This is a genomic window from Pseudomonas saxonica, from assembly GCF_007858365.1.
GTDB lineage: Bacteria > Pseudomonadota > Gammaproteobacteria > Pseudomonadales > Pseudomonadaceae > Aquipseudomonas > Aquipseudomonas saxonica.
In genome coordinates, this window is sequence record NZ_VFIO01000001.1 from 790,390 (window position 1) to 812,173 (window position 21,784).

Sequence of the window (21,784 nt, forward strand, 5' to 3'; positions counted from 1 at the left end):
TCCGATAGCGCAGCGATCGTAAATAGTTGAACCGTGATGCCCCCGAAGGAATGCAACGCCTGATGTGCGGCGGCTACGCCACGGCACGCAGCCTTCGGCAGCCGCTACGAGACATGCAGTGCAACACCGCACAACTCACGCAGATACGCCGTGTCCAGATGGTTCTCAACCAGATCTGCCAGGCGCTCAATATCGCGCTCGCGCAAAGCGTGATAATCCACCTCCTGCACATCCTGCAAGCCGGCCCAACGCAGCAGTGCACTGCACGCAGCGGGTGATTCAAACAAGCCGTGCAAATAGGTGCCAAGCACGTGCCCGTCCAGACTTTGTGCGCCATCACAACGACCGTCCTGCAAGTGCACCGCTGGCAACTCCAGCCCTGCGCCTGTTGTCACGCCCGCATGAATTTCATAACCGCTGACCGCTGCGTTTTCCAACGTCAAATGCCCGCGCACATTGCGCAGCTGTTTCTCGGCTGCCAGCTCGGTACTGAAGGCCAGCAAGCCCAGCCCATCGCTCGAACCCGCAGGCCCTTCAAGCCCAAGCGGGTCGTGCACCTGCTCACCGAGCATCTGCAGACCGCCGCAAATGCCCAGAACTTTGCCGCCGTATCGCAAGTGACGGCGGATGGCCGTGTCCCAACCATTGGCGCGCAAATAGGCAAGATCACTGCGCACGCTTTTGGAGCCCGGAAGGATGATCAAATCCGCAGGCGGAATGGGCTGGCCCGGCCCGACAAACTGCAAGTTCACTTGCGGGTGCAAACGCAACGGGTCGAAATCGGTGTGATTGCTGATTCGCGGCAGCACCGGCACGACCACATTCAGCACCTGCTCCACCTTGTCGGTTTGACGCTGATCTATACCGTCTTCGGCCTCAAGGTGCAGGTCCATCACATACGGCAACACGCCAATCACTGGCTTGCCGGTACGCTGCTCCAGCCAGTCGAGTCCCGGCTGCAACAAGGCAATGTCGCCTCGAAAACGATTGATGATGAAACCTTTGACCCGAGCCTGTTCCGTGGGGGACAGCAGTTCAAGGGTTCCGACCAGATGCGCAAACACCCCGCCACGGTTGATGTCAGCGATCAGAATCACCGGACAGTCGACCGCTTCGGCAAAGCCCATATTGGCAATATCACCGGCTCGCAGGTTGATCTCTGCCGGTGATCCTGCGCCTTCAACCATCACCACAGGGTATTGCTCACTCAAACGCTGGTGCGAGGCCAGCACCGCTTGCATGGCGATGGCTTTGTAATCGTGATACGCCACGGCATTCATGCTGGTCACCGCACGGCCATGGATAATCACCTGCGCGCCTGTGTCGCTGTTGGGCTTGAGCAATACCGGGTTCATGTCTGTGTGCGGTGCCAGCCCGGCCGCCTGTGCTTGCACGGCCTGTGCGCGACCAATCTCACCGCCCTCTGCGGTCACGGCACTGTTCAGCGCCATGTTCTGGGGTTTGAACGGCACCACGCGCACGTCTTGACGTGTCAGCCAGCGGCACAATGCCGTGACCAGCGTGCTTTTACCGGCATCGGAAGTGGTGCCCTGCACCATCAATGTGCTCATGGAATTTCCTTGGTGAACGCCAACAACGCCTGCTCCAGCCTCAGCCAATCGCCTTCGGTTGCGGGCAAGCCAAAACGCACACTGCTATTGTGGGGAAACAGACGCAGCAAAATTCCGCGTTGCGCCATAAATTCGTAAAGCCGGTCAGCATGGGGCGTGATTAACCACTGGAAGAGCGCACAGCCGCCTTGCGGCTGCAAGTCGTGCGCACTGAGCAAGCGCGCCAGACGCCCGCCAGCCAGTTCGCTGCGCTCACGCTGACGTTGCTGGGCTTGCGTGTCGAGCAGGCATGCCTTGCCGACAATACGCGTCGGCCCACTGACCGCCCAGGGTCCAACCTGCTCGGCCAGCAACTTGAGCAGTTTGAGTTCGGCCAGCACAAAGCCCAGCCGAACGCCGGCCAGACCAAAAAACTTTCCAAATGAACACAGCACAATCAGCCCGGTTCGCCAGCTATGGGTCGCCAGGCTCAGATCAGGCGTGTTATCCATAAAAGCCTCGTCAACCACCAGCCAGCCCCCGCGCTGTGCCAGCCGCGCATGCCACTCAAGCAAACGCTCGGGCGACAACTGCAAACCGGTGGGATTGTTGGGGTTGACCACCACCAGCACATCCAGTGTTTCAAGATAGAAATCGACTTCTTCTTCCGTGATTTCCCGCACGATGTGCCCGCTGCGCCGCCACGCTTCAGCGTGTTCGGCGTAGCACGGCGACAGCACGCCAACCTTGCCACTGCGGCGCAGACGCGGCAGCAGTTGTATCGCACATTGTGAACCTGGCACGGGCAGCACGTTCGGCGCGCCGTAGTAAGCACAGGCGGCGTGCTCCAGACCGTCATCGGTTTCTGGCAAGCGCGCCCAGGCACGTTCGGGAATGTCGGGCACGGCAAATGGCCAGGGAGCCAGACCGCTGGACAAGTCCAGCCAGTCCGACTCGGCAATGCCGTAATGAAGGACTGCCTGACGTAAACGGCCACCGTGTTCAAGCATAGAATTCACTCCCCACGCACAGAATCAATAACCATAACCACACGCCGCGCTGCACCAGTTGCCAGCCCCGGTCAATGGCGTCGGCGTCGGCAGGCGCGCCTTCACCCAGTTGCGGGCGCTCATGCAGCTCACCGTGGTAAATCGCGGCGCCGCCCAGTTCAACCGCCAAGGCACCCGCGCCCGCAGCCATAACCGGGCCAGCGTTTGGGCTGTCCCATTTGGGCGCTTGTGTACGCCAGCACTTGATGGCGAGCCTGGTATTACCCAATACGGCGTAGGTCAACGCCACTAACCTCGCAGGAATATAGTTCAGGAGATCGTCAATACGCGCCGCCGCCCAACCAAAACGTTCAAAGCGCTCATTGCGATAGCCCCACATGGCATCCAGCGTGTTGCTTAGACGATAGAGCACCACACCCGGCGCACCGGCCACGACAAACCAGAACAACGCTGCGAACACTGCATCGCTGCCGTTTTCAAGCACCGACTCAGTGGCTGCACGAGCCACCTCGGTGGCGTCCAGCTCACTGGTCTGGCGACTGACCAAGTAGCCAACTCGCGTGCGCGCTTCCTCCAGATCATGGCTGCGCAATGCCTGAGCCACCGGTTGCACGTGCTCACCGAGGCTGCGCAGACCCAGCGCGCAATACAGCGCCACAATATCCACCAACCAACCGATGTAAGGCAGCCATGAAAAGGCGGTTGCCAGCACCGTCAAAGGCAGCACCGCCAGCACCCAAGCCGTTACGCCATGACTGCGCCAGCCACGTCCGCCGGAGTTGAAGCGCCGTTCAATGCGCTCGCACATACGGCCAAACGCAACCAGCGGATGCCAGCGCCTGGGTTCTCCGAGCAGCGCATCCATCGCCACCCCGGCCACGCACAGCAAGGCCACACTCATGCACTGACTCCCCAATAATTCTCATACACCAACTCGCTGAGTGGACGTGCTTGCGCCCACCCTTCCAGCACCAGCATCGGCGCCGGGTAAAACGCTTCGACAGGCCCCAGGCAGAGCACAGCCAGAGGCTTGGCACCTGCGGGTAGACCCAGCAGGTCCGCCAGCGCTTGAGGCTCGAACAAAGAGACCCAGCCCATGCCCAGCCCTTCGACGCGGGCCGCCAGCCACAGGTTTTGAATGGCGCACGACAACGACGCCATGTCCATTTCCGGCAAGGTACGGCGGCCAAAAATATGTTTGTCGCGGTCATCCATCAACGCAGCCACCAAGATCTCGGCGCAATCGTTGATGCCTTCCACCTTGAGCGTCATGAACTCATCGGAACGCTCTCCCAACGCCTCAGCGGTACGCACTCGCTCCTCCTCGACCAACGCTTGAATCTTGCCGCGCAAAGGTCGATCGGTGATGCGGATAAACCGCCAGGGCTGCATCAGCCCTACGCTCGGGGCCTGATGCGCCGCTTCAAGTAAACGCGACAGCAGTTCAGGTGCCACACTGCCGCCAATGAAGTGGCGCATATCGCGGCGCTCGGCAATGGCTCGGTAAACAGCAGCCCGCTCTAGGGGGCTAAATGCATTGTTGCTCATGACACCTTCACGGCGCATGGCGCAAACAACGCGGCAATGGCCTGGGGATTGGACGGAAAGTAAAAGTGCACATAAGACGCAGTCATGCGCCCATCGCGATACACCGCTTCAGCGCCGCGCCCGCCATTGGGGCTCAAGCCCCGGGCAATGGGTTCAAGTTCGGTACTGGTCAGCGAGTGATGGTAGGTATGACCACGCAGCAGCCCTTCAGGCAGTTCGACGGCTTGCAATGCCAACGCCGCCAGACGTTTTTGCATGGTTGCCTCACCGGCCAGCAACCCCACCAGCTCAGCACGCTGGCCCTCTACGTCGGTCAGGGCATTGAGCAGATAAAGCATGCCACCGCATTCAGCCAGCAAAGGCTTGCCGCTGGCATGGTGGGCCCGAATGGCTTCCAGCATCGGGTGATTGCGCGACAGCTCAAGGTGATGCAACTCGGGATAGCCGCCGGGTAAATACAGACTGTCCGCTTCCGGCAATTGAGTATCGCGAATCGGTGAGAAGAACAGCAATTGAGCGCCCATCTCTCGCAATAACGCCAAGCTTGCGCCATAAGTGAAGGCAAATGCTTCGTCACGGGCTATCGCAATACGCACACCCGCCAACAGAGGCTCAACAACAACAGGTTCAGGCGCGTCAAACGTCACCGCGGGTGGCAGCGCTACCTCGCAGGTACTGGCCAAGGCATTGGCCGCCGCGTCAAGGCGGGCATCCAGGTCATTCAGCTCGCTGGCTTGTACCAAGCCCAAATGACGACTAGGCAATTCAATGCCGGTCTCTCGGGACAGCGCGCCATACCAGCGCAGCCCCTCAGTCAAACTGCCTTCCAGCAATTGCGCATGGCGCACCGTACCCACCCGGTTGGCCAGCACCCCGGCAAAAGGCAAGTCAGGTTGATAACGCGCCAGCCCCAAAGCCAAAGCCCCAAAGGTCTGGGCCATGGCCGTACCATCAATCACACCCAACACCGGCACCCCGAAATGCCGGGCCAGATCGGCACTTGAAGGCGTGCCGTCGAACAGCCCCATCACGCCTTCGATCAGGATCAAGTCGGCCTCACCAGCGGCTTCCCATAACAGACGGCGGCTTTCCTCTGCACCCACCATCCACAAATCCACCTGATACACCGGCGCACCACTGGCACGCTCGAGGATCATCGGGTCGAGAAAATCCGGGCCACATTTAAATACTCGAACCTTACGCCCCTGATTGCGATGCAAACGGGCCAAGGCGGCGGTAACGGTGGTCTTGCCCTGACCGGAAGCCGGTGCGGCGATCAATACCGCCGGGCAATGACGCGACTCTCTCATGCTTCAACACTCACAATTCGATGCCTTTCTGGGCTTTGATACCGGACTGAAAAGCGTGTTTGATCACGCCCATTTCAGTCACTGTATCGGCCAGATCAATCAGTTCAGGTTTAGCGCCACGGCCTGTGACCAGTACATGCTGCATCGGCGGCCGGGCTTGCAGGTCGCTCAATACTTGCTCAAGGTCGAGATAACCGTGCTTGAGCGCAATATTCAGTTCATCCAGCACCACCAGGCCGATGGCCGGATTGCGCAGCATTTCGCGGGACACTTCCCACGCAGCCTCGGCGGCAGCGATGTCACGCTGGCGGTCCTGGGTTTCCCAGGTAAAACCTTCGCCCATAACGTGATACCGCACTTGCTCAGGGAAGCGGCGGAAGAAAATTTCCTCGCCGGTGCTGTTGCGGCCCTTGATGAACTGCACCACGCCGCACTGCATCCCGTGACCCATAGCCCGAGCCAGCATGCCAAATGCTGAGCTGCTTTTACCTTTGCCATTGCCGGTCAATACCAGCAGCAAGCCGCATTCGTTTGGCGAGCTGGCAATGCGCTCATCCATAACTGCTTTTTTGCGCAGCATACGCGCCAGATGACGTTCATCACGTTCAGGGGATTCATTCATGGCAGCTCTCCGTTGGGGCTGAATTAAGCAAACGGGAGGCGGGGGAAATTCGTCACAAATCACACTGCATCGCCCGCCGCGAGAGTGCTGGATGAATCAGGCCGGTCTCCGGGCTCACAAGCGGGTCGCTCATTAATAGAACAACCCTTGACCGCACGCCTTCCCGTGACTGTTCACAGTGGCACTTTGTGCAGTTTTCACTCATTTACCGTTGCGGGGGCAGCGCCGGGATCGTGATGGCTGTGGCTTTCACAGTCACCTTCACCGGCTTCCCTGTTTCACTCGGCCAACCAAGGGTTGCAGAGCACCTGAAACAAGCCGCGAAGGTTAGAGGGTTGGGGGTGGAGCGTCAATTGAAGCCATGGACACCCCAACCTAAAACGAGATTTCCGACGTAATACACGCGCCAGATTAGTTGTCAGCTACAGTTTAAAAAGAACGTAGGAATTATCTCTTAGATCAAGCCTATGTCAGAGGAAGTTGACCCGGAATCCTTATCTCCCGTGATCGTCGCTTGCATTGATGATCAAGAGGATCACCAATGAAAGACTCGAAGGTTAGCTCTAATAATGAAAACTCTTCCGAGGGCTCAACCTTAAAGCGTTTCAAAACCTTAACAGATTTAGGCCAGTCGTTGGACACCCCCCTGTTGACTGAAGGATCTAAGAGAACGGGTCCGACAACAGGAATCTATCCGGTTAATGTGTTAGCGATGACACCCCATTCACATGCCGCAGTACCTGGCCCCACAGAGGTATTCACTGAAGATCCAGACTTCGCGAATGAGATAGATACAACGCAAAACGAAATGCCTGCCCTGCAAGCGCCTCAAACACCTACAACATCAACCTTTGCGGCGCACCTCGAAGAAAACATTAAGCCAAAATTAGAACAGTGGCGCGAATACAACAAAATCAATAAAAACAAGATCCCCGACGAAGCCATTATCAAGCGCTCTAAAGTTGAGGCACTTATTCAAACCGTCACTACAGCATTATCCATTTTCCATGGGCACCCTACTCTGCTTGACATCTTACACTTCGCCAATCGGATAGCCGTTATTTCCGAGCAAGAATGGAAGTCAGTTCAAGAGGCATCGATGAATGAGACGTTAACGGCTTTGAATAAAACCATTAACGCCCTTGAACAGGCAGCAAAGTCGCTGCAAACCACACACAATGACACATTGGCTTATTGGGAGGAATATGAACATGACCAACTTGAAACCCTCAAAAAGACATCGGCTGTTCTAATAATAGAACACATGCTGGGCTCACTGGACAAAGCTGATACTGCGTTTTCCGAAAAGGTAGACGCATCCGTTGAGCACGCCTTCAAGAATGGGACTGTGGCATTTAATAATGAACTCGACACCCTGCTGCTGAAAAAAGTGAAGCGTCACAAATCAGAACGCTTTACCACCTTAGAAGAAAAGTCAAAGCAGGCCACTAAAGCTGCACAAAAAGCATTTAATTACTCACTGCACAAACTTCCAACACTCAAAGAAAAAACACAAAGCTCGCGAGCAATACAATACATTATTCCGGAACTATTTTCAGAATCGGGCCGTGCATTGAAAAGCGCTGCTGCGGACTTTTACAAGGCCCAATACGCACTAAAAAAACCTGAAAGCACCACCAATAAAATGATAAGAGCCGCGTATACAATGGGTAAAAAAACCGGCTCACTATTAAAATCAACCATTGAACTGATGGAGGAAGGTATCGTAGAAAGAGTGATATCCACGGTAGGAGATGCCTCCCACGATACGCTTGACTACACACGCACCAAGCTGCCTTCACTGGCAAAAAGGGGCGTTTACAGCCTTCAGATATTAGGACTAAGTGCATTAAAAAACTGGGGGGAATCAGTAATCCCCTCAAGTGAAGACAGTATTAATTTTGATGCAACACTGAGTGTCACGCCACTCGAGATACTGGCCGCGACACAAGATCTTCTTGTGGTCACACAGAAAATGCTGGCCTCCGCGCATGAAGCGAGTAAAACAGTAAAAGCCTTAGAAAAAAAACAAGAGCCCACAGACAGCGAGATAAAAAAACTTCCCGACACACTAAGTCGGGACTTTAAATTGGCCACGCCACTAGAACAACAACTTAACGTTTTGACTCAGCACGCTATTCAAGCCGTCATGGAAATAGAAAGAGAGGCCTTAACGAAAAAAAGCCTCGAATCAGATTCTAAACTCAAGGACAAAGAGAAGAGTATTTCAACGCTGGAAGAGGCTAAAACAGCAGCGCTGCGTGTAGCACCGCACGTACAGACGCACACGTCTGATGAAGCGTTCAAGGCTTTAATGGATGCTACGCTGGCGGATATAGACCCACGATACAAGCGTGGGGCCGAGCGCAAACTGATTTCACTTTCAAACACTATCAAACCCGCCGCGAAGCTCTTATTCGAAGCCGCGACAGACCTTATGAATACTGCAAAGCTGCCAACTGAAAAAGAAACTCAACTAGAGGTGATGATTTCAGCGCTTAAGAATGTGGAGAATAAAACCCGCGACGTTAAGGCCACAATAAAACTTGCGCTGACTCAAATGACAGGTTCTGCACTGCATAATTATTCACACCGAGGGCTTCTGGCGAAAGACATTGGTGAATTTATTGCTTCAGAGAAAGCCGCCTATTTGAAAAACAATCCTGGTACAGATTCGGATATTGATGGCGCAGTAGAGCAGATGCTTAGCAAATTACAATCAGACCTGACTACCCCTGAAGACAGCCAAGGGAAAGTGCTCGGCAAATGGATTAAAATGGCTGTAAAGGACGCAGAGAACGACGACATATCATGGCCTGCATCCCTCGAAGCCATCTTGAATCAACACCCTAAAATAAAACAATATTTGCATGAATGGGGCGCTAAGAAGTTTAACTATAATTTACTTCTCGGCATGGTATCGGCTACGGCGCAAGACAGTGCCCGCACACTGGAACGTTTAGTCTCAATACACCCCAATAGAAATCTGTTGAGCCCCCGTATGGCTTATTTAAAAGTCTTACTGGCGCCTTTGACCATCGGCTTAGTTATACGGGGTCTTGGACAAGCCACCCGAGTCGGTGAAAACCCACAATCGGCTATCAAAAAATTCCTCAAACGTGAAGCCGGAAAATTAGCCTTCAGGTTGTTCACCAGTGTACTCCCTTCCGCAGCCATTACCGCCTTGTCGGGAGCTTTAACTTTGAGTGGCTTTTATAAGGGCGGAAAATTTAACGAAGAATACCTTGAGCAAGCTAAAAAAAGAACGAAATTAAACTTAGTTTCGGCAGGTATTGAACAGCCTTTTATGCTGCTTAAAACGCACTATTTAGCTCAAACCCAACAATATTTCTCTCCCGTTGAAAACATACCTGAGTCATCAAATACGCCTTCGTTCGATATACAGGCAATTGATGACCTTGCCAACGACATGGATGTGAAGATTGAAGACACCGATGCTCAGCCCCTAGAAACTGATACGGATGAGGATTCTTCATCGTCACCTGCAGCCAATACAGACAGAACTCCTCGTACAAAAAGATCGGTAAACCCCACTGGCAATACTGATGTACGCGCTAATGATGACGACACAAAGACTGAGCCACTCACTCAAGATCGAAACCAAAACCGAAACCGACTTACTCTGCTCATGAGGTCTATAGATAAAATAAAAAAAGACATATCCCGTATAAAAGAGGAAGAAGCCCCTGAATCTGAAATCGATAAAAAACAAAAGGAATTACATCGTATTGAACAGCAATTCGTATCATTCAGTAATAGCCTTCCGACGGAGCTCGTTATTGAAACGAAGCGTGAGTATATTAAAGCCAATCTCTATGCACTTAATAAATTAGAAGAAATGAAGGCCTATTATCCTAAAGCTGTGAACCGCGTCTGGAATAATTTCGATCCTTACCAAAAAATTAATTTCTCTTTTTCCAAGATTGACCCTGACAATCCAAGCAAGCGTATAACTTACAGAGGCCAGGCTGATCTAATTGACTTCTTTAATGGAAGAGCAAAGCAGCGAATGATCAGTTTAAATTGTGTCGACCCCTTCATTTTCGAAGGATCACAGGCACGCACAGCTGAAGTCGTCAACGAACTAAACAGTGGCAGTGGCGATTACACGCCAGGCCAATGGAGCAAAAATAAAGCGTTGAATAGCCTTGTGACACCAGATGATAAATCCAAAGATCTTATCCGCCCGAAATCAACGGATGTGGTTACCGTTAAAGTTTATACAGATGCAACCACTTTCAAGTACAAAAAAATTCCCCTCGACGACTACATCCGCCGACGCTACCTGACAGAGTCAGAAAAATCCTCTGGCTTGAATACTAAGCCCGAAGTGACATGGCCAACTCACTACACTGAAAGTTGGCAAAAGTCTTTGGCCACACCAGAGTTTCATGATGATTACATGCGTGGCGATACGGCCATTAAAACAGCTGCCACTTCAATACCCACCCTCAGTAATGCCGTGAAGGCCTTGGCCACTAAAATGTGGGGGCACGAAGATTTCAGCAACCGTATTAGCGCCCATCCGCAATTGAAAGCTATGACCCCAGATTCAATTATTACCTTTGAGGAATATCGCTTTGGCGTTAAGAAACAAACGTCTATGACATTCCTGGAATTTATTACGGAGGGCCATCAGTTCATCAAAAACTCAGACTACACTCTCATCACTGATCCCCCTGGACTAACGCTCGATGATCCGCTGTTGGAAGACATGATTAAAACGAACGTTGCCGCTCGCAAAGTCGTAGCTCACCTCTACGAGGTTACTGCAGCTGCACAAAAGATAAAAATACCTCACCCTTTAAGCATTCTACAAGAGGAATTGGATAACGCTGTTATTGATAAACAAACGGGCACCGACTTTTTCAAACATCCAAAATTGACAGACACGATAAAAATCAACTACACGGAAACTTGGAAATATGAGCCAGCCGATATAGGAGGCAATATAAGGTTCGTCTTAGGTAAAACAGGAGTCCTTCCAGAAGCAATAAAAGAAACTAAAGAATTTACAATCTTTGAAATTATGCAGAAAAAACACATCCGACACGCTATTGCTAATTCGTATAAGAACATTTATTTTGACCCTGACAGCGTGTATGACCTGAACGTGTTGAGCAAACTGGCCACCACCGATTGGCAAGTCCATCTCGAGGATATATACCAACAGCTGAAAGATGATCCCGAATTTTTTAAAAACTGGAAAACTGTCATCGCTCCGATTCTTTACCAACATATCAAAACCAGTTTTTCAGAGAAACCTTTCCACACTGTGATCTACAACGATAGGCCTATTGCGGGTGTTTACGCAGTCAGCAAACCCAACGGTAGATTTGAGTTACGTTCACTGCTGAATAATACCCATTTTGAATTCCGCGACGCTGGAAATATGATAGCGGCTTTTAACATGGGTTATGAATCGTCTAAATATTTAAACCCCGTGGATACGCTGAGTCCATCTCTGCAACCTGGGCAGCAGGATAAAGAATTTTATTCATGGCTGACACCGCACATGTCTGAAGATCAAAAAGAAGCGGCCGTCGTGCAAAGTGCTCTTCCCTATGTTCCCACCCTAGAACTTGCAGAGCCAAAGTACCCGTCTGACATGCATTCTTTAGGCCAAAATGCCGAAGACTTTGCAAGCACCTTGTTTACCCTTTGTTTTGATCAGCTTCTCGCTGATGCTGACGCAATAACCAAATCCAATGCTGAACTTATCGGCCATGCATTCTTTCAAGCCGTTACCGACGCGGGGCCATATTTGGCTGGGGCCACTTCCTTTTTGAGCGGTGCTATTGGATATGGCGTAGGATTAGGATTGGCTGCCGTTCCATTTGCGGAATTACTGATCTCAGACAGCGCTCAGGAATCACGTGAAATTTTCTGGATGGCTTTTATTAACGCTGCTATTGATTACAAACTTGACTTTGCGTTAAAACCCTCTATTAAAAAATTCATCAAAAGTGGCATTCCGTTTCTCTCTAATTCTTTCCAGGCGATCAAGAAGACTGCCAACCTATTCGAATCTTCCAGCCTGAAAGCTACAAAATTAAACTCTTGGATAGATGTGACTCACGACCTAGCCTTGATAGGTAAAACAAAATATAAAACAGCTAAATCATTAAGTACCTCATTCACCTTCCCAAAATACGACAACGATATGAATCTTATACCAAACACAGCTGATCGGATCAGTACGGCGTTACTCACCGCTCATGTGAGTACAGTCCAAAGTAGCCCCTTTGTCGCCAAAAAAGGGGATCTCATTGTGTTTATAGCTACACCCGGAACAACCCCTCAAAATGAAGTGCCAAAGGTTAAACACGTCATGGTATGCATAGGCGATGGCCTTTTCAGCGGTGCAGGTAACGATGTGCTGGACCCCACATTGAGCAGTGAAAAGCTAATTCTCACGGCTGAAGAGCTGATCAAACTAAGTGAACGCGGCATAGCTAACGCCGACGACGTTTCAGAAACTACACCGTTGACGATTCGAGTGTTAACGCCTAAAGACGATGAGGTAGAACCTGAGAAACCAACTTCAGCGCTTTATATCCCTAGCAAACAATACCACGGCCGCTTTGGTGATAAAGCACTTTGGCAAAACCGCACTGCTTTCGATACATTCGAGACCCACGATGGATCGAGCGTGCTCAGAATAAAAAATCGTCTATCTCAAACTATTACAGTCAACTGTACGACTTCGGATGAAAGTATACGCTGGAGAATCGACTGGTCGCCTGAGCTACTCCAATCCAGTGACATCAGCTTTATTGAAAGCGACTCCCTGGGTGATATTCTGGTCAACTTTGAAACTTTATTAGAGAACTGCCAAGACAATCATTTAGCGTATGAAGTCACACTGCCTAATGGATTCAAAGAAGCAGGCTATCTAGAAAATTTTGCGCACTCAGTGTCCTTTGAACATAGCCCGCACGTGCTTGACAAACCGTTGCCCGAAACGAATGGTTATTGGGACAACACTTTGAATGGGTTAAGCCAGGAGCAATGGACTGCTGCAGTCGATAATTATGCAAAAGGCAAAACCACCATTAACCTGTCTAGCGAAAGTGACTTCTTTAATTTCCTGATCACTTTCCATCAAAACGACAACCCTGACTCCCAGTATGAATACATATACAACGTTGCGCACATGAAAGAAAAATATGAAAAAATCATCAGCAGCCGAACGATCGCAGGGATATTGAATGAGATAATGATATCTGCAGGTTGCTTCCCCCCTGAGGGAATGAATAAATCGCCATTTTCCAAACAAGGCTTATCCAATTTCCTAGGAAAATTAGCGAATACCTTAACGTCTGAGAACAGCTTTGAACTTGATCACGACACGCTGAGCCCTAGCACTCTAGATCTGCAAAAATTCAATACAGACTTAATTACAATGACCAGCCAAAAAGGTTTCTCTCCCGTATTTTCCGAATCGATGCTGCTTATCCTTTATAAAAACAAAAAGGCGATTTGATAAAACCGCCTAATCAATCAACGGCTCATTCCTTATTAACAAAACTCATCAGGCGTCCCTTGAGCGCTATCTAGTTTACTCTCCATTTTTTGCTGAATATAATTTTAAGCTTTTTTTGAATACCGCAATGCCCTGCTGAACTATTTATCCGCTCTACATCTCTATTAATTGTACCCCTCAACTGGATGGATATTTCTCATGCCCCAATTAGCAAACGCTGTGGTCGTTTTTTTGGCGGTTGGTTTAGCTGCCTGTGGTGAAAGTTCTACTTTACAGGTGAGTGACGGCAGTGGGCCCTCCCCGAAACTGCCTGAGCCCAATAAGACTTTGATACCGACTGTCAATATTGCTCCTGCCATCGGTTGGCCTGCCGGTGCTACACCTGTCGCCGCTCAAGGCTTGAAGGTTGCTGCATTCGCCGAGAATCTCGATCACCCCCGTTGGCTTTACGTCCTTCCAAATGGCGATGTGTTGGTGGCCGAAACCAATGCCCCGCCAAAGCCTGACGACAGCAAAGGCATTCGAGGCTGGGTTATGGAGAAAGTCATGGGTCGTGCGGGGGCTGCTGTACCGAGCGCGAACCGGATTACATTGTTGCGCGATACAGACCATGACGGTATTGCCGACACCCGCTCGGTGTTTATCGAAAACCTTAACTCTCCATTCGGGATGACCCTGGTGGGTAACGACTTGTATGTCGCTGACTCGGATAAGCTGTTGCGCTTCCCCTACCAGGAGGGTGAACAGTCCATTAGTGCTAAGCCGGTCACGGTGGTCGAACTTCCTGGTGGCCCGCTTAACCATCACTGGACCAAAAACGTTATCGCCAGCCCGGACGGTAAAACTCTGTATGTGAGCGTGGGCTCTAACAGTAACGTTGGCGAGAACGGTCTGGACAAGGAAGAAGGTCGAGCTGCGATCTGGGAAGTTGATCGGACCACTGGCAGCCATCGAATTTTTGCGTCCGGGTTGCGTAACCCCAATGGCATGGCCTGGGAACCCAAGACTGGCAAACTCTGGACTGCGGTCAATGAGCGTGACGAAATCGGTAGCGATCTTGTGCCCGATTACATGACATCGGTGCAGGACGGCGGATTCTACGGCTGGCCTTTCAGCTATTACGGGCAACATGTGGACAGTCGAGTCAATCCGCAAAATCCGGAGTTGGTCGCTAAAGCCATTGCTCCAGATTACGCTTTGGGCCCCCATACAGCCTCCTTGGGCTTGACCTTTGCCGAAGGCAGTCATTTACCCGAGTTTAAAGAGGGCGCATTTGTAGGCCAGCACGGCTCCTGGAACCGTAAACCGCTCAGTGGCTACAAGGTGATTTTTGTGCCGTTTGCACAAGGCAAACCGAGTGGCATGCCGGTGGATGTGCTGACCGGCTTTGTGAATGCGGACGAGAAGGCCCAGGGTCGGCCGGTAGGAGTGGTGGTTGATAAACGAGGGGACTTGCTGGTTGCCGATGATGTGGGCAATACCGTGTGGCGTGTTTCACCGAAGTAGGCGTTCTGCAAGCCAACCCTAGCCCAATGGGAGAGGGTTGGGCTCAGAGGTTTTAAACTTCTATGGAAGACGCGCCAGGTGCTGCTCGGTCGGCAGCACGCGCTTGGCGTTTAGATAGGCTTTTTGCCAATAGGCTTTGGACAGGCTGTCCAGTTTGACTGTGCCGCCGGTAGCAGGTGCATGGACGAAGCGGCCCTCACCCACATAGATACCGGCATGGCTGACCTGTGAACCACCGTTAGTGGCGAAGAACAGCAGATCTCCGGTTTGCAACTTATCCTTGCCGACATTCTGCGCCCTCATCACGATCATCTCGCGCGTCGTGCGTGGCAGCGATATTCCCGCCATGTCGTTATAGACGTACTTGATCAACCCGCTGCAATCAAACCCGGAATCAGGGGTGTTGCCACCCCAACGATAGGGCGTGCCCACCAAACTGAACGCACGAAAGAGCACATCGGCGGCAATCGGCGATATTTCTTCAGGAGCAGTGGAGAACACAACCGGGGTGACCACAGGGGGCGGCGGCGGTGTGTGGCTGGCGCAGGCACTGAGCAGTGCTGCTAGAGTCAAAAGAGATGCGCGGGCCATGGTCGACATAAACAGAACTTCCTGATTCTGGATACGGCAACTGTGGCCGCGAAACCCAAAGCCGCGAAAGGGAGTACCTGGCGGCTTCAAGAATTTAACATTGCGACCGAATTCTAGCCCTTAGAGGCCAAACTTCAAGTAAGACTTTAACTTTACTTGCGGGCAACTACGCTCGCTGGATTACCGGGTGCCATTGCCAAGGCCCGCTTGGCCTCGATAAACGTCTTGCTCCAGTAGGAATCCCCGAGATTATCAATCCGCACACCACCGCTGCGGCGGCTGCTGGAGTGGATAAACTGGTCATCGCCCAGGTAAATCCCGGCATGGCTGACGCGGCCACGGCCATTGGTGCTGAAGAACAGCAAGTCACCTGGCTTGAGGTTGTTTCGTGCGACCAACGGTGCATTAACGTTGATCATTTCACGCGTGGAACGCGGCAATTGCATGCCAGCTTCTTCGCGGAACAAGTAACCGATAAAACCGCTGCAATCAAAGCCCGCCTCAGAGGTGCCGCCAAAACGGTAACGGGTACCGATCAAGGACATGCCACGCTCAAGAATGCTGTCAGCCAAAGCCGGCAATTCGTAAGGCTTGCTGTTCTCGGAAAACTGTTCAAGTTCTTTTTCGGTCGCCAGTTCTTCCTGATAAAGAGCGGAAGTCTGCGATACCGATGTGTTTTGAGCCGATTGTTCAACCACTTGCTGCGACACAGGTGTGTGTGCTGCACAGCCAAACAATAGGGTAACCAGTGCGAGGGGCACGAGGGGTGCAAAGCGCTTTAGCATGGGCACGACCGTGTCTTGTGGGAAAAGTAGTCGCGACTATGCCTTCTATGATCCTCATTTGCAAATTCAATCGATTAAAATGTGACTCCGCGGTTTTATCGTGACATGTGAGGGTCAAAACCCTTGCCAATAGCTTTTGCGTATATCGCCCACCGAAGCACAGGGGTTCTAACAGCCGACAGACATGCAGTGCTTAGGTGGCTTTACCAGCCGAGGGTTTCTTTCAGGAAGGGAATGGTCAGCTTGCGCTGTGCTTGCAGGGAGGCCTGATCCAGTCGCTCCAGGAGATCGAACAGCGCGCTCATGCTGCGGGTGCCGCGGGTCAGTATGAAATGCCCCACTTCGTCGGTCAGGTGCAGACCCCGGCGCGATGCGCGCAATTGCAGGGCACGCAATTTGTCTTCGTCGGACAAGGGGCGCATCTGGAAGATCAGCGCCAGCGTCAGTCGACTCTTGAGGTCAGCCAGCTTGATCGGTAACTCGCGGGGGGAGGCAGAAGCAGCAATCAGCAGACGGCGGCCACTGTCGCGCAAGCGATTGAACAGGTGAAACAGCGCCTCTTCCCAGTCAGCACGACCTGCGACGGCCTGAAGGTCATCCAGGCAAACCAGTTCGTATTGTTCAAGGTTATCGAGGATTTCAATGCCGCGATCCAGCAACTCAGCCAACGGCAAGTACACCGCAGGTTCACCCATCTGTTCAAACCGCAAGCAGGCGGCCTGTAGCAAATGGGTACGACCTACCCCGTGCTTACCCCAAAGATAGATCAGACTTTCTGTCCAGCCGGCGTCGGCTTCGCACAGACGCTCGACATAGCCGAGTGCAGCGGCATTGGCGCCTGGGTAATAGTTTATGAAGGTAGCGTCGTCACGCAGACGCACACCTAGGGGCAGCTGAATCGGTTTCATGCTGACTGAACAGTTCAAGCGAACCGTTAGTGGCCTCTGTGTAAAGTTTGCAAAGTTTATACCCGTGTAGCCGGGCGCACAATGTAACAGACCACGAACAAAATCAAAGGTTTGCGTTAACAGTCTGGAATGATTGAGTTTTTTCTGACACCGCGCGAGCTTGAGCACCTACAAAAAGGCGGGGCACTCGAAAATACCCCGCCTCATCACCACGTGTTTCTTTACAACTCAGGGTCTTCTTCGCCTTTGAATGCTTGCGAATCCTTATACATATCGTGCATGTGGCGTACGAGCACCATGATCACGGCAGCCACTGGCAACGCCAGCAGCACGCCGGTAAAACCGAATAACTCGCCACCGGCCAAAATCGCAAATATGACGGCAACTGGATGCAGACCGATTCGGTCCCCCACCAACAAAGGGGTGAGCACCATGCCTTCAAGCGCCTGGCCGACCATAAATACCGCAACGATGCCCAGCATCGGGTACAAATCACCACCGAACTGGAACAGTCCTGCAATCAGCGCGGCGCCAATTCCGATGATAAAGCCCATATAGGGCACGATAGCCGCCAACCCCGCCATCAGGCCGATAATCAGGCCCAAATCCAGACCCAACAGCATCAGACCAGCTGAATAGATCACGCCTAACGCCAGCATCACCAGTAACTGACCGCGCAGAAATGCCCCCAGCACGTCATGGCACTCTTCAGCCAACGACACAATCTTGTCAGCGCGATCGCGGGGTAACAGGCTGCGGATTTTAGCCAGCATGATGTCCCAATCGCGTAGCAGGTAAAACGCCACGACAGGAATCAGTACCAGGTTGGCCAAAAAACCGACCAGAGCAAGGCTTGAAGTAGTCGCCTGTGAAAGCACGGCACCGACAATGTCACCCGCCTGCCCGATATGCTCGGTGATGGCGGCCTTGATCTTGTCGAAGTTCCAGAATGAATCACCCAAGCCGAATTTGGCTTGCACCCAAGGCATGGCGGTATGTTGCAGCCAATCGAGTACCAGCGGGGCCAATTGATAAAGCTTCATCAACTGCTTGGCCAGCAATGGCACGAGCACCAGCAACAACGCCACTAAAATGACAGTAAACAGGGTAAAAACCGTTACAACGCCCCAGGTTCTTGAAAAACCGTACTTTTCTAGCCGATCAACAACCGGGTCGAACATATAGGCCAGTACTACCGCGACCAGAAACGGCGTAAGTATGGCATGCAAAAAATAGACAAAAAGGATCGCAGCCAACGCTACGCCCCACCACACCCATCGCCGCGAATCCGTCATGAACAACCATCCTTTATATAGAAGAAAACCCTACCAGCTAAATCGCAACTGGCCGGACGACTCACCCGCGGGTGCTGGCACTTGCCCGTCGGTGGATACAGCAGGGACCTGATCAGCCGGTACTTCGCGCAACTGAGCCAGCCCCAATTGTGAGCGCAATTGTTCGGTGCTGCCGTTGACGCGGTAAACAGCGCGGTCGCCTTCAATACGCTGAAGCTGGCCGCCAAACGGCTCCAGCAAGCGGCCCATTTGAGCATAGTGCTCAAGATTCATGCCCTGAACTTGCAGTGCCTGCTCTGTGGCTACGCCCGGTTTGACCGCGTAACGCGGCGCCAGACGCTGGCTCACCTGAAGCATGACTGCATCAGCCAGCGCGGGTTGATCTGACGCCTCGGCACTGCCCTGCTCTTGCTGATCGCCCACCCACAAACGCCACTTGGCAGTCCACTTGCCATCGTCTTCGTGAGCGTGAACAGCCAGTAGCGCATCAGCCCCGTAACGCTCGGAAGCCTCTTTCAGCGGCGCCGGGTTGCTGCCCTCAAGATTTTCAGCAGTGCCCACCAACTGCTCGCTCAAGTCCGCTAAAGGCAAGCGCAGCGGCAGGCCGCGATGCTGGGCCGCACGACGCAAAGGTTCTGCAGCTGACTGACCATCGCCCACCAGGCTTGAGCCCTCTACTGAGTCGCTCAGCCACCAACCAAGCAAGGCTGGACGATTGCTACCCCACAACGACAACCCGGCCTGACGCAAGACACGGTCTGTGCTCACGGGGTCAAAGTCGACTTGCAGGCTTTCGGGCGGGCCCGCGTCATATCCGTATTGGCTGATGATCTGCTGAGGGTCTTTGCGGACGGCATCCAAGGCCGGGTTTTGCAGCGCCTTGGCATCCCCAGTCAAGCGCAACACCAATGTTTCCAAAGCTTTTTGCGTGGCCTGGGTACGTTCCTCAGGAGTTTGACTGTTTACCGGCTCGCGCACTTGGTACAGCCCCGTAAGGATTTCAGCGTGACTGGCCAAACTGAAAAAAGACAAACAACCCACAGCGATAAATTGATGAAAACGCATGAAAAATTCCTGACGGCCAATAACACTATTGAAAAGCCATATAAAAACACTCGATAAGGTGTCAGACAGGCCCACGGCCGAATCATTCACTGACGCATCGTCGTTTTCATTCGGTCATAAAAAATCAAAACACTGCGGCTATACCTTATTACAAGCTTCCTGACACGGGTTAAAAAAGGTTTTTTTCGACAGATATGACCCTGCCCGTCGGCCCGAGGATGGCCGCTGCCCTTCAAGCCTGATAAAATCGCGCGCCTTCGCAGACCGGCGACAGCCGGGCGCCCTGCCAGTGCTCTGTTTCATACCTTGAGCCTGTGCAAGCCCGCCCTCTGAACTCGGTCGATACCCCCGAATCCCCCCTAAAGGCCTGGATTATGAGCAAGCAACCATCCCTGAGCTACAAAGACGCCGGTGTTGACATCGACGCCGGTGAAGCATTGGTCGAACGCATCAAGAGCGTGGCCAAGCGCACTGCACGCCCGGAAGTGATGGGCGGCCTCGGCGGTTTTGGCGCCCTCTGCGAAATCCCGGCTGGCTACAAGCAGCCTGTTCTGGTTTCTGGCACCGATGGTGTAGGCACCAAGCTGCGTCTGGCGCTGAACCTGAACAAACACGACAGCATCGGTATCGACCTGGTGGCCATGTGCGTTAACGACTTGATCGTTTGCGGCGCAGAGCCTCTGTTCTTCCTCGACTACTACGCCACTGGCAAGCTCAACGTAGAAACCGCCACCCAAGTGGTAACCGGTATCGGCGCTGGCTGTGAGTTGTCCGGTTGCTCGCTGGTAGGCGGCGAAACCGCAGAGATGCCTGGCATGTACGAAGGCGAAGACTATGACCTGGCCGGTTTCTGCGTAGGCGTGGTCGAGAAATCCGAAATCATCGACGGCTCTAAAGTAGCAACTGGCGACGCCCTGCTCGCCTTGCCGTCTTCTGGCCCGCACTCCAACGGTTACTCGCTGATCCGCAAGATCATCGAAGTGTCGGGTGCCGACATCGAAAACATCCAGCTCGACGGCAAGCCACTGACCGACCTGCTGATGGCGCCAACCCGCATCTACGTCAAGCCGTTGCTCAAGCTGATCAAAGAAACCGGTGTTGTTAAAGCCATGGCCCACATCACCGGTGGCGGCCTGCTGGACAACATCCCGCGCGTTCTGCCAAAAGGCGCCCAAGCCGTGGTTGACGTCGCCAGCTGGCAGCGCCCGGCTGTTTTCGACTGGCTCCAGGCACAAGGCAATGTGGACGAACACGAAATGCACCGCGTGCTGAACTGCGGTGTTGGCATGGTCATCTGCGTGGCTCAGGCCGATGTTGAAACCGCGTTGAACGTACTGCGTGAAGCCGGCGAGCAGCCTTGGGTCATCGGCCAGATCGCAACCGCCGCTGAAGGCGCTGCGCAAGTTGAGCTGCAAAATATCAAGGCGCACTAATGCCTGATACCTGTGATGTGGTGGTGCTGCTTTCCGGCACCGGCAGCAACTTGCAGGCCTTGATCGACAGCGATGACGTCAAGGGCAGCCCGGCCACTCTGCGCGCGGTGATTTCCAACCGCGCCGACGCCTACGGCCTGCAACGCGCCAAAGACGCGGGTATCGACACCCGCGTACTGGATCACACAGCCTTCGAGGGCCGCGAGGCCTTCGATGCTGCACTGATCGAAGTCATCGACACATTCAAACCGCAACTGGTGATTCTGGCCGGATTCATGCGCATCCTCAGCGCTGATTTTGTGCGTCACTACCAGGGGCGACTGCTCAATATCCACCCTTCGCTGCTGCCCAAATACAAAGGGCTGCACACCCACCAGCGCGCGCTGGATGCCGGTGATCGCGAACACGGGTGCAGTGTTCACTTCGTCACCGAGGAACTCGATGGCGGACCTCTGGTCGTACAGGCAGTGGTACCGGTAGAGTCTGACGACTCCGCGCACAGCCTGGCCCAACGGGTTCACGCACAGGAACACAGGATCTATCCTCTTGCAGTGCGCTGGTTTGCCGAAGGGCGTTTGTCACTTGACGAACAGGGCGCATTATTAGACGGTCAATTACTTGCGGCCAGCGGCCACTTGATACGAACCTAGGAGA

15 protein-coding genes and 1 riboswitch are annotated in these 21,784 nt (G+C 53.0%); of the genes, 4 read left to right on the top strand and 11 right to left on the bottom strand.

What is annotated here, in order from left to right:
- Window positions 1-104: 104 nt before the first annotated feature.
- From FJD38_RS03710 to cobO, 6 genes are read right to left on the bottom strand one after another with little or no spacing between them, the layout of a single operon-like run.
- Window positions 105-1,571: a cobyric acid synthase gene (locus tag FJD38_RS03710; RefSeq protein WP_146383955.1), complete on the bottom strand. Its 1,467-nt coding sequence runs from the start codon at window positions 1,569-1,571 to the stop codon at window positions 105-107.
- Window positions 1,568-2,560, bottom strand: coding sequence for a threonine-phosphate decarboxylase CobD (gene cobD, locus FJD38_RS03715; RefSeq protein ID WP_122784621.1), 993 nt, complete (start codon window positions 2,558-2,560; stop codon window positions 1,568-1,570). The genes FJD38_RS03710 and cobD overlap by 4 nt, the downstream gene beginning before the upstream one ends.
- Window positions 2,553-3,461 (bottom strand): adenosylcobinamide-phosphate synthase CbiB, encoded by a 909-nt coding sequence (cbiB, locus tag FJD38_RS03720; RefSeq protein WP_146383957.1) that lies wholly within the window; start codon window positions 3,459-3,461, stop codon window positions 2,553-2,555. Before cbiB ends, cobD begins: the two co-directional genes overlap by 8 nt.
- Entirely contained in the window at window positions 3,458-4,108 is a 651-nt protein-coding gene (gene bluB / locus FJD38_RS03725) for a 5,6-dimethylbenzimidazole synthase (RefSeq protein ID WP_146383959.1), read from the bottom strand. Before bluB ends, cbiB begins: the two co-directional genes overlap by 4 nt.
- Complete coding sequence (locus FJD38_RS03730) at window positions 4,105-5,418, bottom strand: cobyrinic acid a,c-diamide synthase CobB (RefSeq protein WP_146383961.1); 1,314 nt, start codon at window positions 5,416-5,418, stop codon at window positions 4,105-4,107. The genes bluB and FJD38_RS03730 overlap by 4 nt, the downstream gene beginning before the upstream one ends.
- Before the next feature lie 10 nt (window positions 5,419-5,428).
- Window positions 5,429-6,040 (bottom strand): cob(I)yrinic acid a,c-diamide adenosyltransferase, encoded by a 612-nt coding sequence (cobO, locus tag FJD38_RS03735; protein WP_122784625.1) that lies wholly within the window; start codon window positions 6,038-6,040, stop codon window positions 5,429-5,431.
- An 82-nt stretch (window positions 6,041-6,122) separates the two neighbouring features.
- Window positions 6,123-6,367, bottom strand: a riboswitch (cobalamin riboswitch).
- A 214-nt stretch (window positions 6,368-6,581) separates the two neighbouring features.
- Here cobO and FJD38_RS03740 point away from each other — a divergent pair.
- Both FJD38_RS03740 and FJD38_RS03745 read left to right on the top strand, forming a co-directional pair.
- Window positions 6,582-13,547, top strand: a complete 6,966-nt coding sequence (locus tag FJD38_RS03740) for a hypothetical protein (RefSeq protein ID WP_146383963.1) — start codon at window positions 6,582-6,584, stop codon at window positions 13,545-13,547.
- A 198-nt stretch (window positions 13,548-13,745) separates the two neighbouring features.
- Window positions 13,746-15,053, top strand: a complete 1,308-nt coding sequence (locus FJD38_RS03745) for a PQQ-dependent sugar dehydrogenase (RefSeq protein ID WP_146383966.1) — start codon at window positions 13,746-13,748, stop codon at window positions 15,051-15,053.
- A gap of 60 nt (window positions 15,054-15,113) precedes the next feature.
- Here the strand turns inward: FJD38_RS03745 and FJD38_RS03750 are convergent, their stop codons facing one another.
- The 5 genes from FJD38_RS03750 to FJD38_RS03770 all read right to left on the bottom strand — a co-directional run bounded on the left by FJD38_RS03750 (window position 15,114) and on the right by FJD38_RS03770 (window position 19,697).
- Entirely contained in the window at window positions 15,114-15,653 is a 540-nt protein-coding gene (locus FJD38_RS03750) for a C40 family peptidase (RefSeq protein WP_122784628.1), read from the bottom strand.
- Between the two features lie 143 nt (window positions 15,654-15,796).
- Window positions 15,797-16,429 carry a C40 family peptidase gene (locus FJD38_RS03755; protein WP_146383968.1) on the bottom strand — a complete coding sequence of 211 codons (633 nt, stop codon included), beginning with the start codon at window positions 16,427-16,429 and terminating at the stop codon, window positions 15,797-15,799.
- 203 nt (window positions 16,430-16,632) lie between these two features.
- Complete coding sequence (hda, locus tag FJD38_RS03760; RefSeq protein WP_122784630.1) at window positions 16,633-17,337, bottom strand: DnaA regulatory inactivator Hda; 705 nt, start codon at window positions 17,335-17,337, stop codon at window positions 16,633-16,635.
- 221 nt (window positions 17,338-17,558) lie between these two features.
- Window positions 17,559-18,632 carry an AI-2E family transporter gene (locus FJD38_RS03765; RefSeq protein WP_122784631.1) on the bottom strand — a complete coding sequence of 358 codons (1,074 nt, stop codon included), beginning with the start codon at window positions 18,630-18,632 and terminating at the stop codon, window positions 17,559-17,561.
- A 30-nt stretch (window positions 18,633-18,662) separates the two neighbouring features.
- Window positions 18,663-19,697 (bottom strand): DUF2066 domain-containing protein, encoded by a 1,035-nt coding sequence (locus tag FJD38_RS03770; RefSeq protein WP_146383970.1) that lies wholly within the window; start codon window positions 19,695-19,697, stop codon window positions 18,663-18,665.
- Window positions 19,698-20,071: 374 nt separating this feature from the next.
- Here FJD38_RS03770 and purM point away from each other — a divergent pair, with 374 nt between their 5' ends.
- Window positions 20,072-21,130 (top strand): phosphoribosylformylglycinamidine cyclo-ligase, encoded by a 1,059-nt coding sequence (gene purM, locus FJD38_RS03775; RefSeq protein ID WP_122784633.1) that lies wholly within the window; start codon window positions 20,072-20,074, stop codon window positions 21,128-21,130.
- Window positions 21,130-21,780, top strand: coding sequence for a phosphoribosylglycinamide formyltransferase (gene purN, locus FJD38_RS03780; RefSeq protein WP_122784634.1), 651 nt, complete (start codon window positions 21,130-21,132; stop codon window positions 21,778-21,780). Before purM ends, purN begins: the two co-directional genes overlap by 1 nt.
- Window positions 21,781-21,784 lie beyond the last annotated feature (4 nt).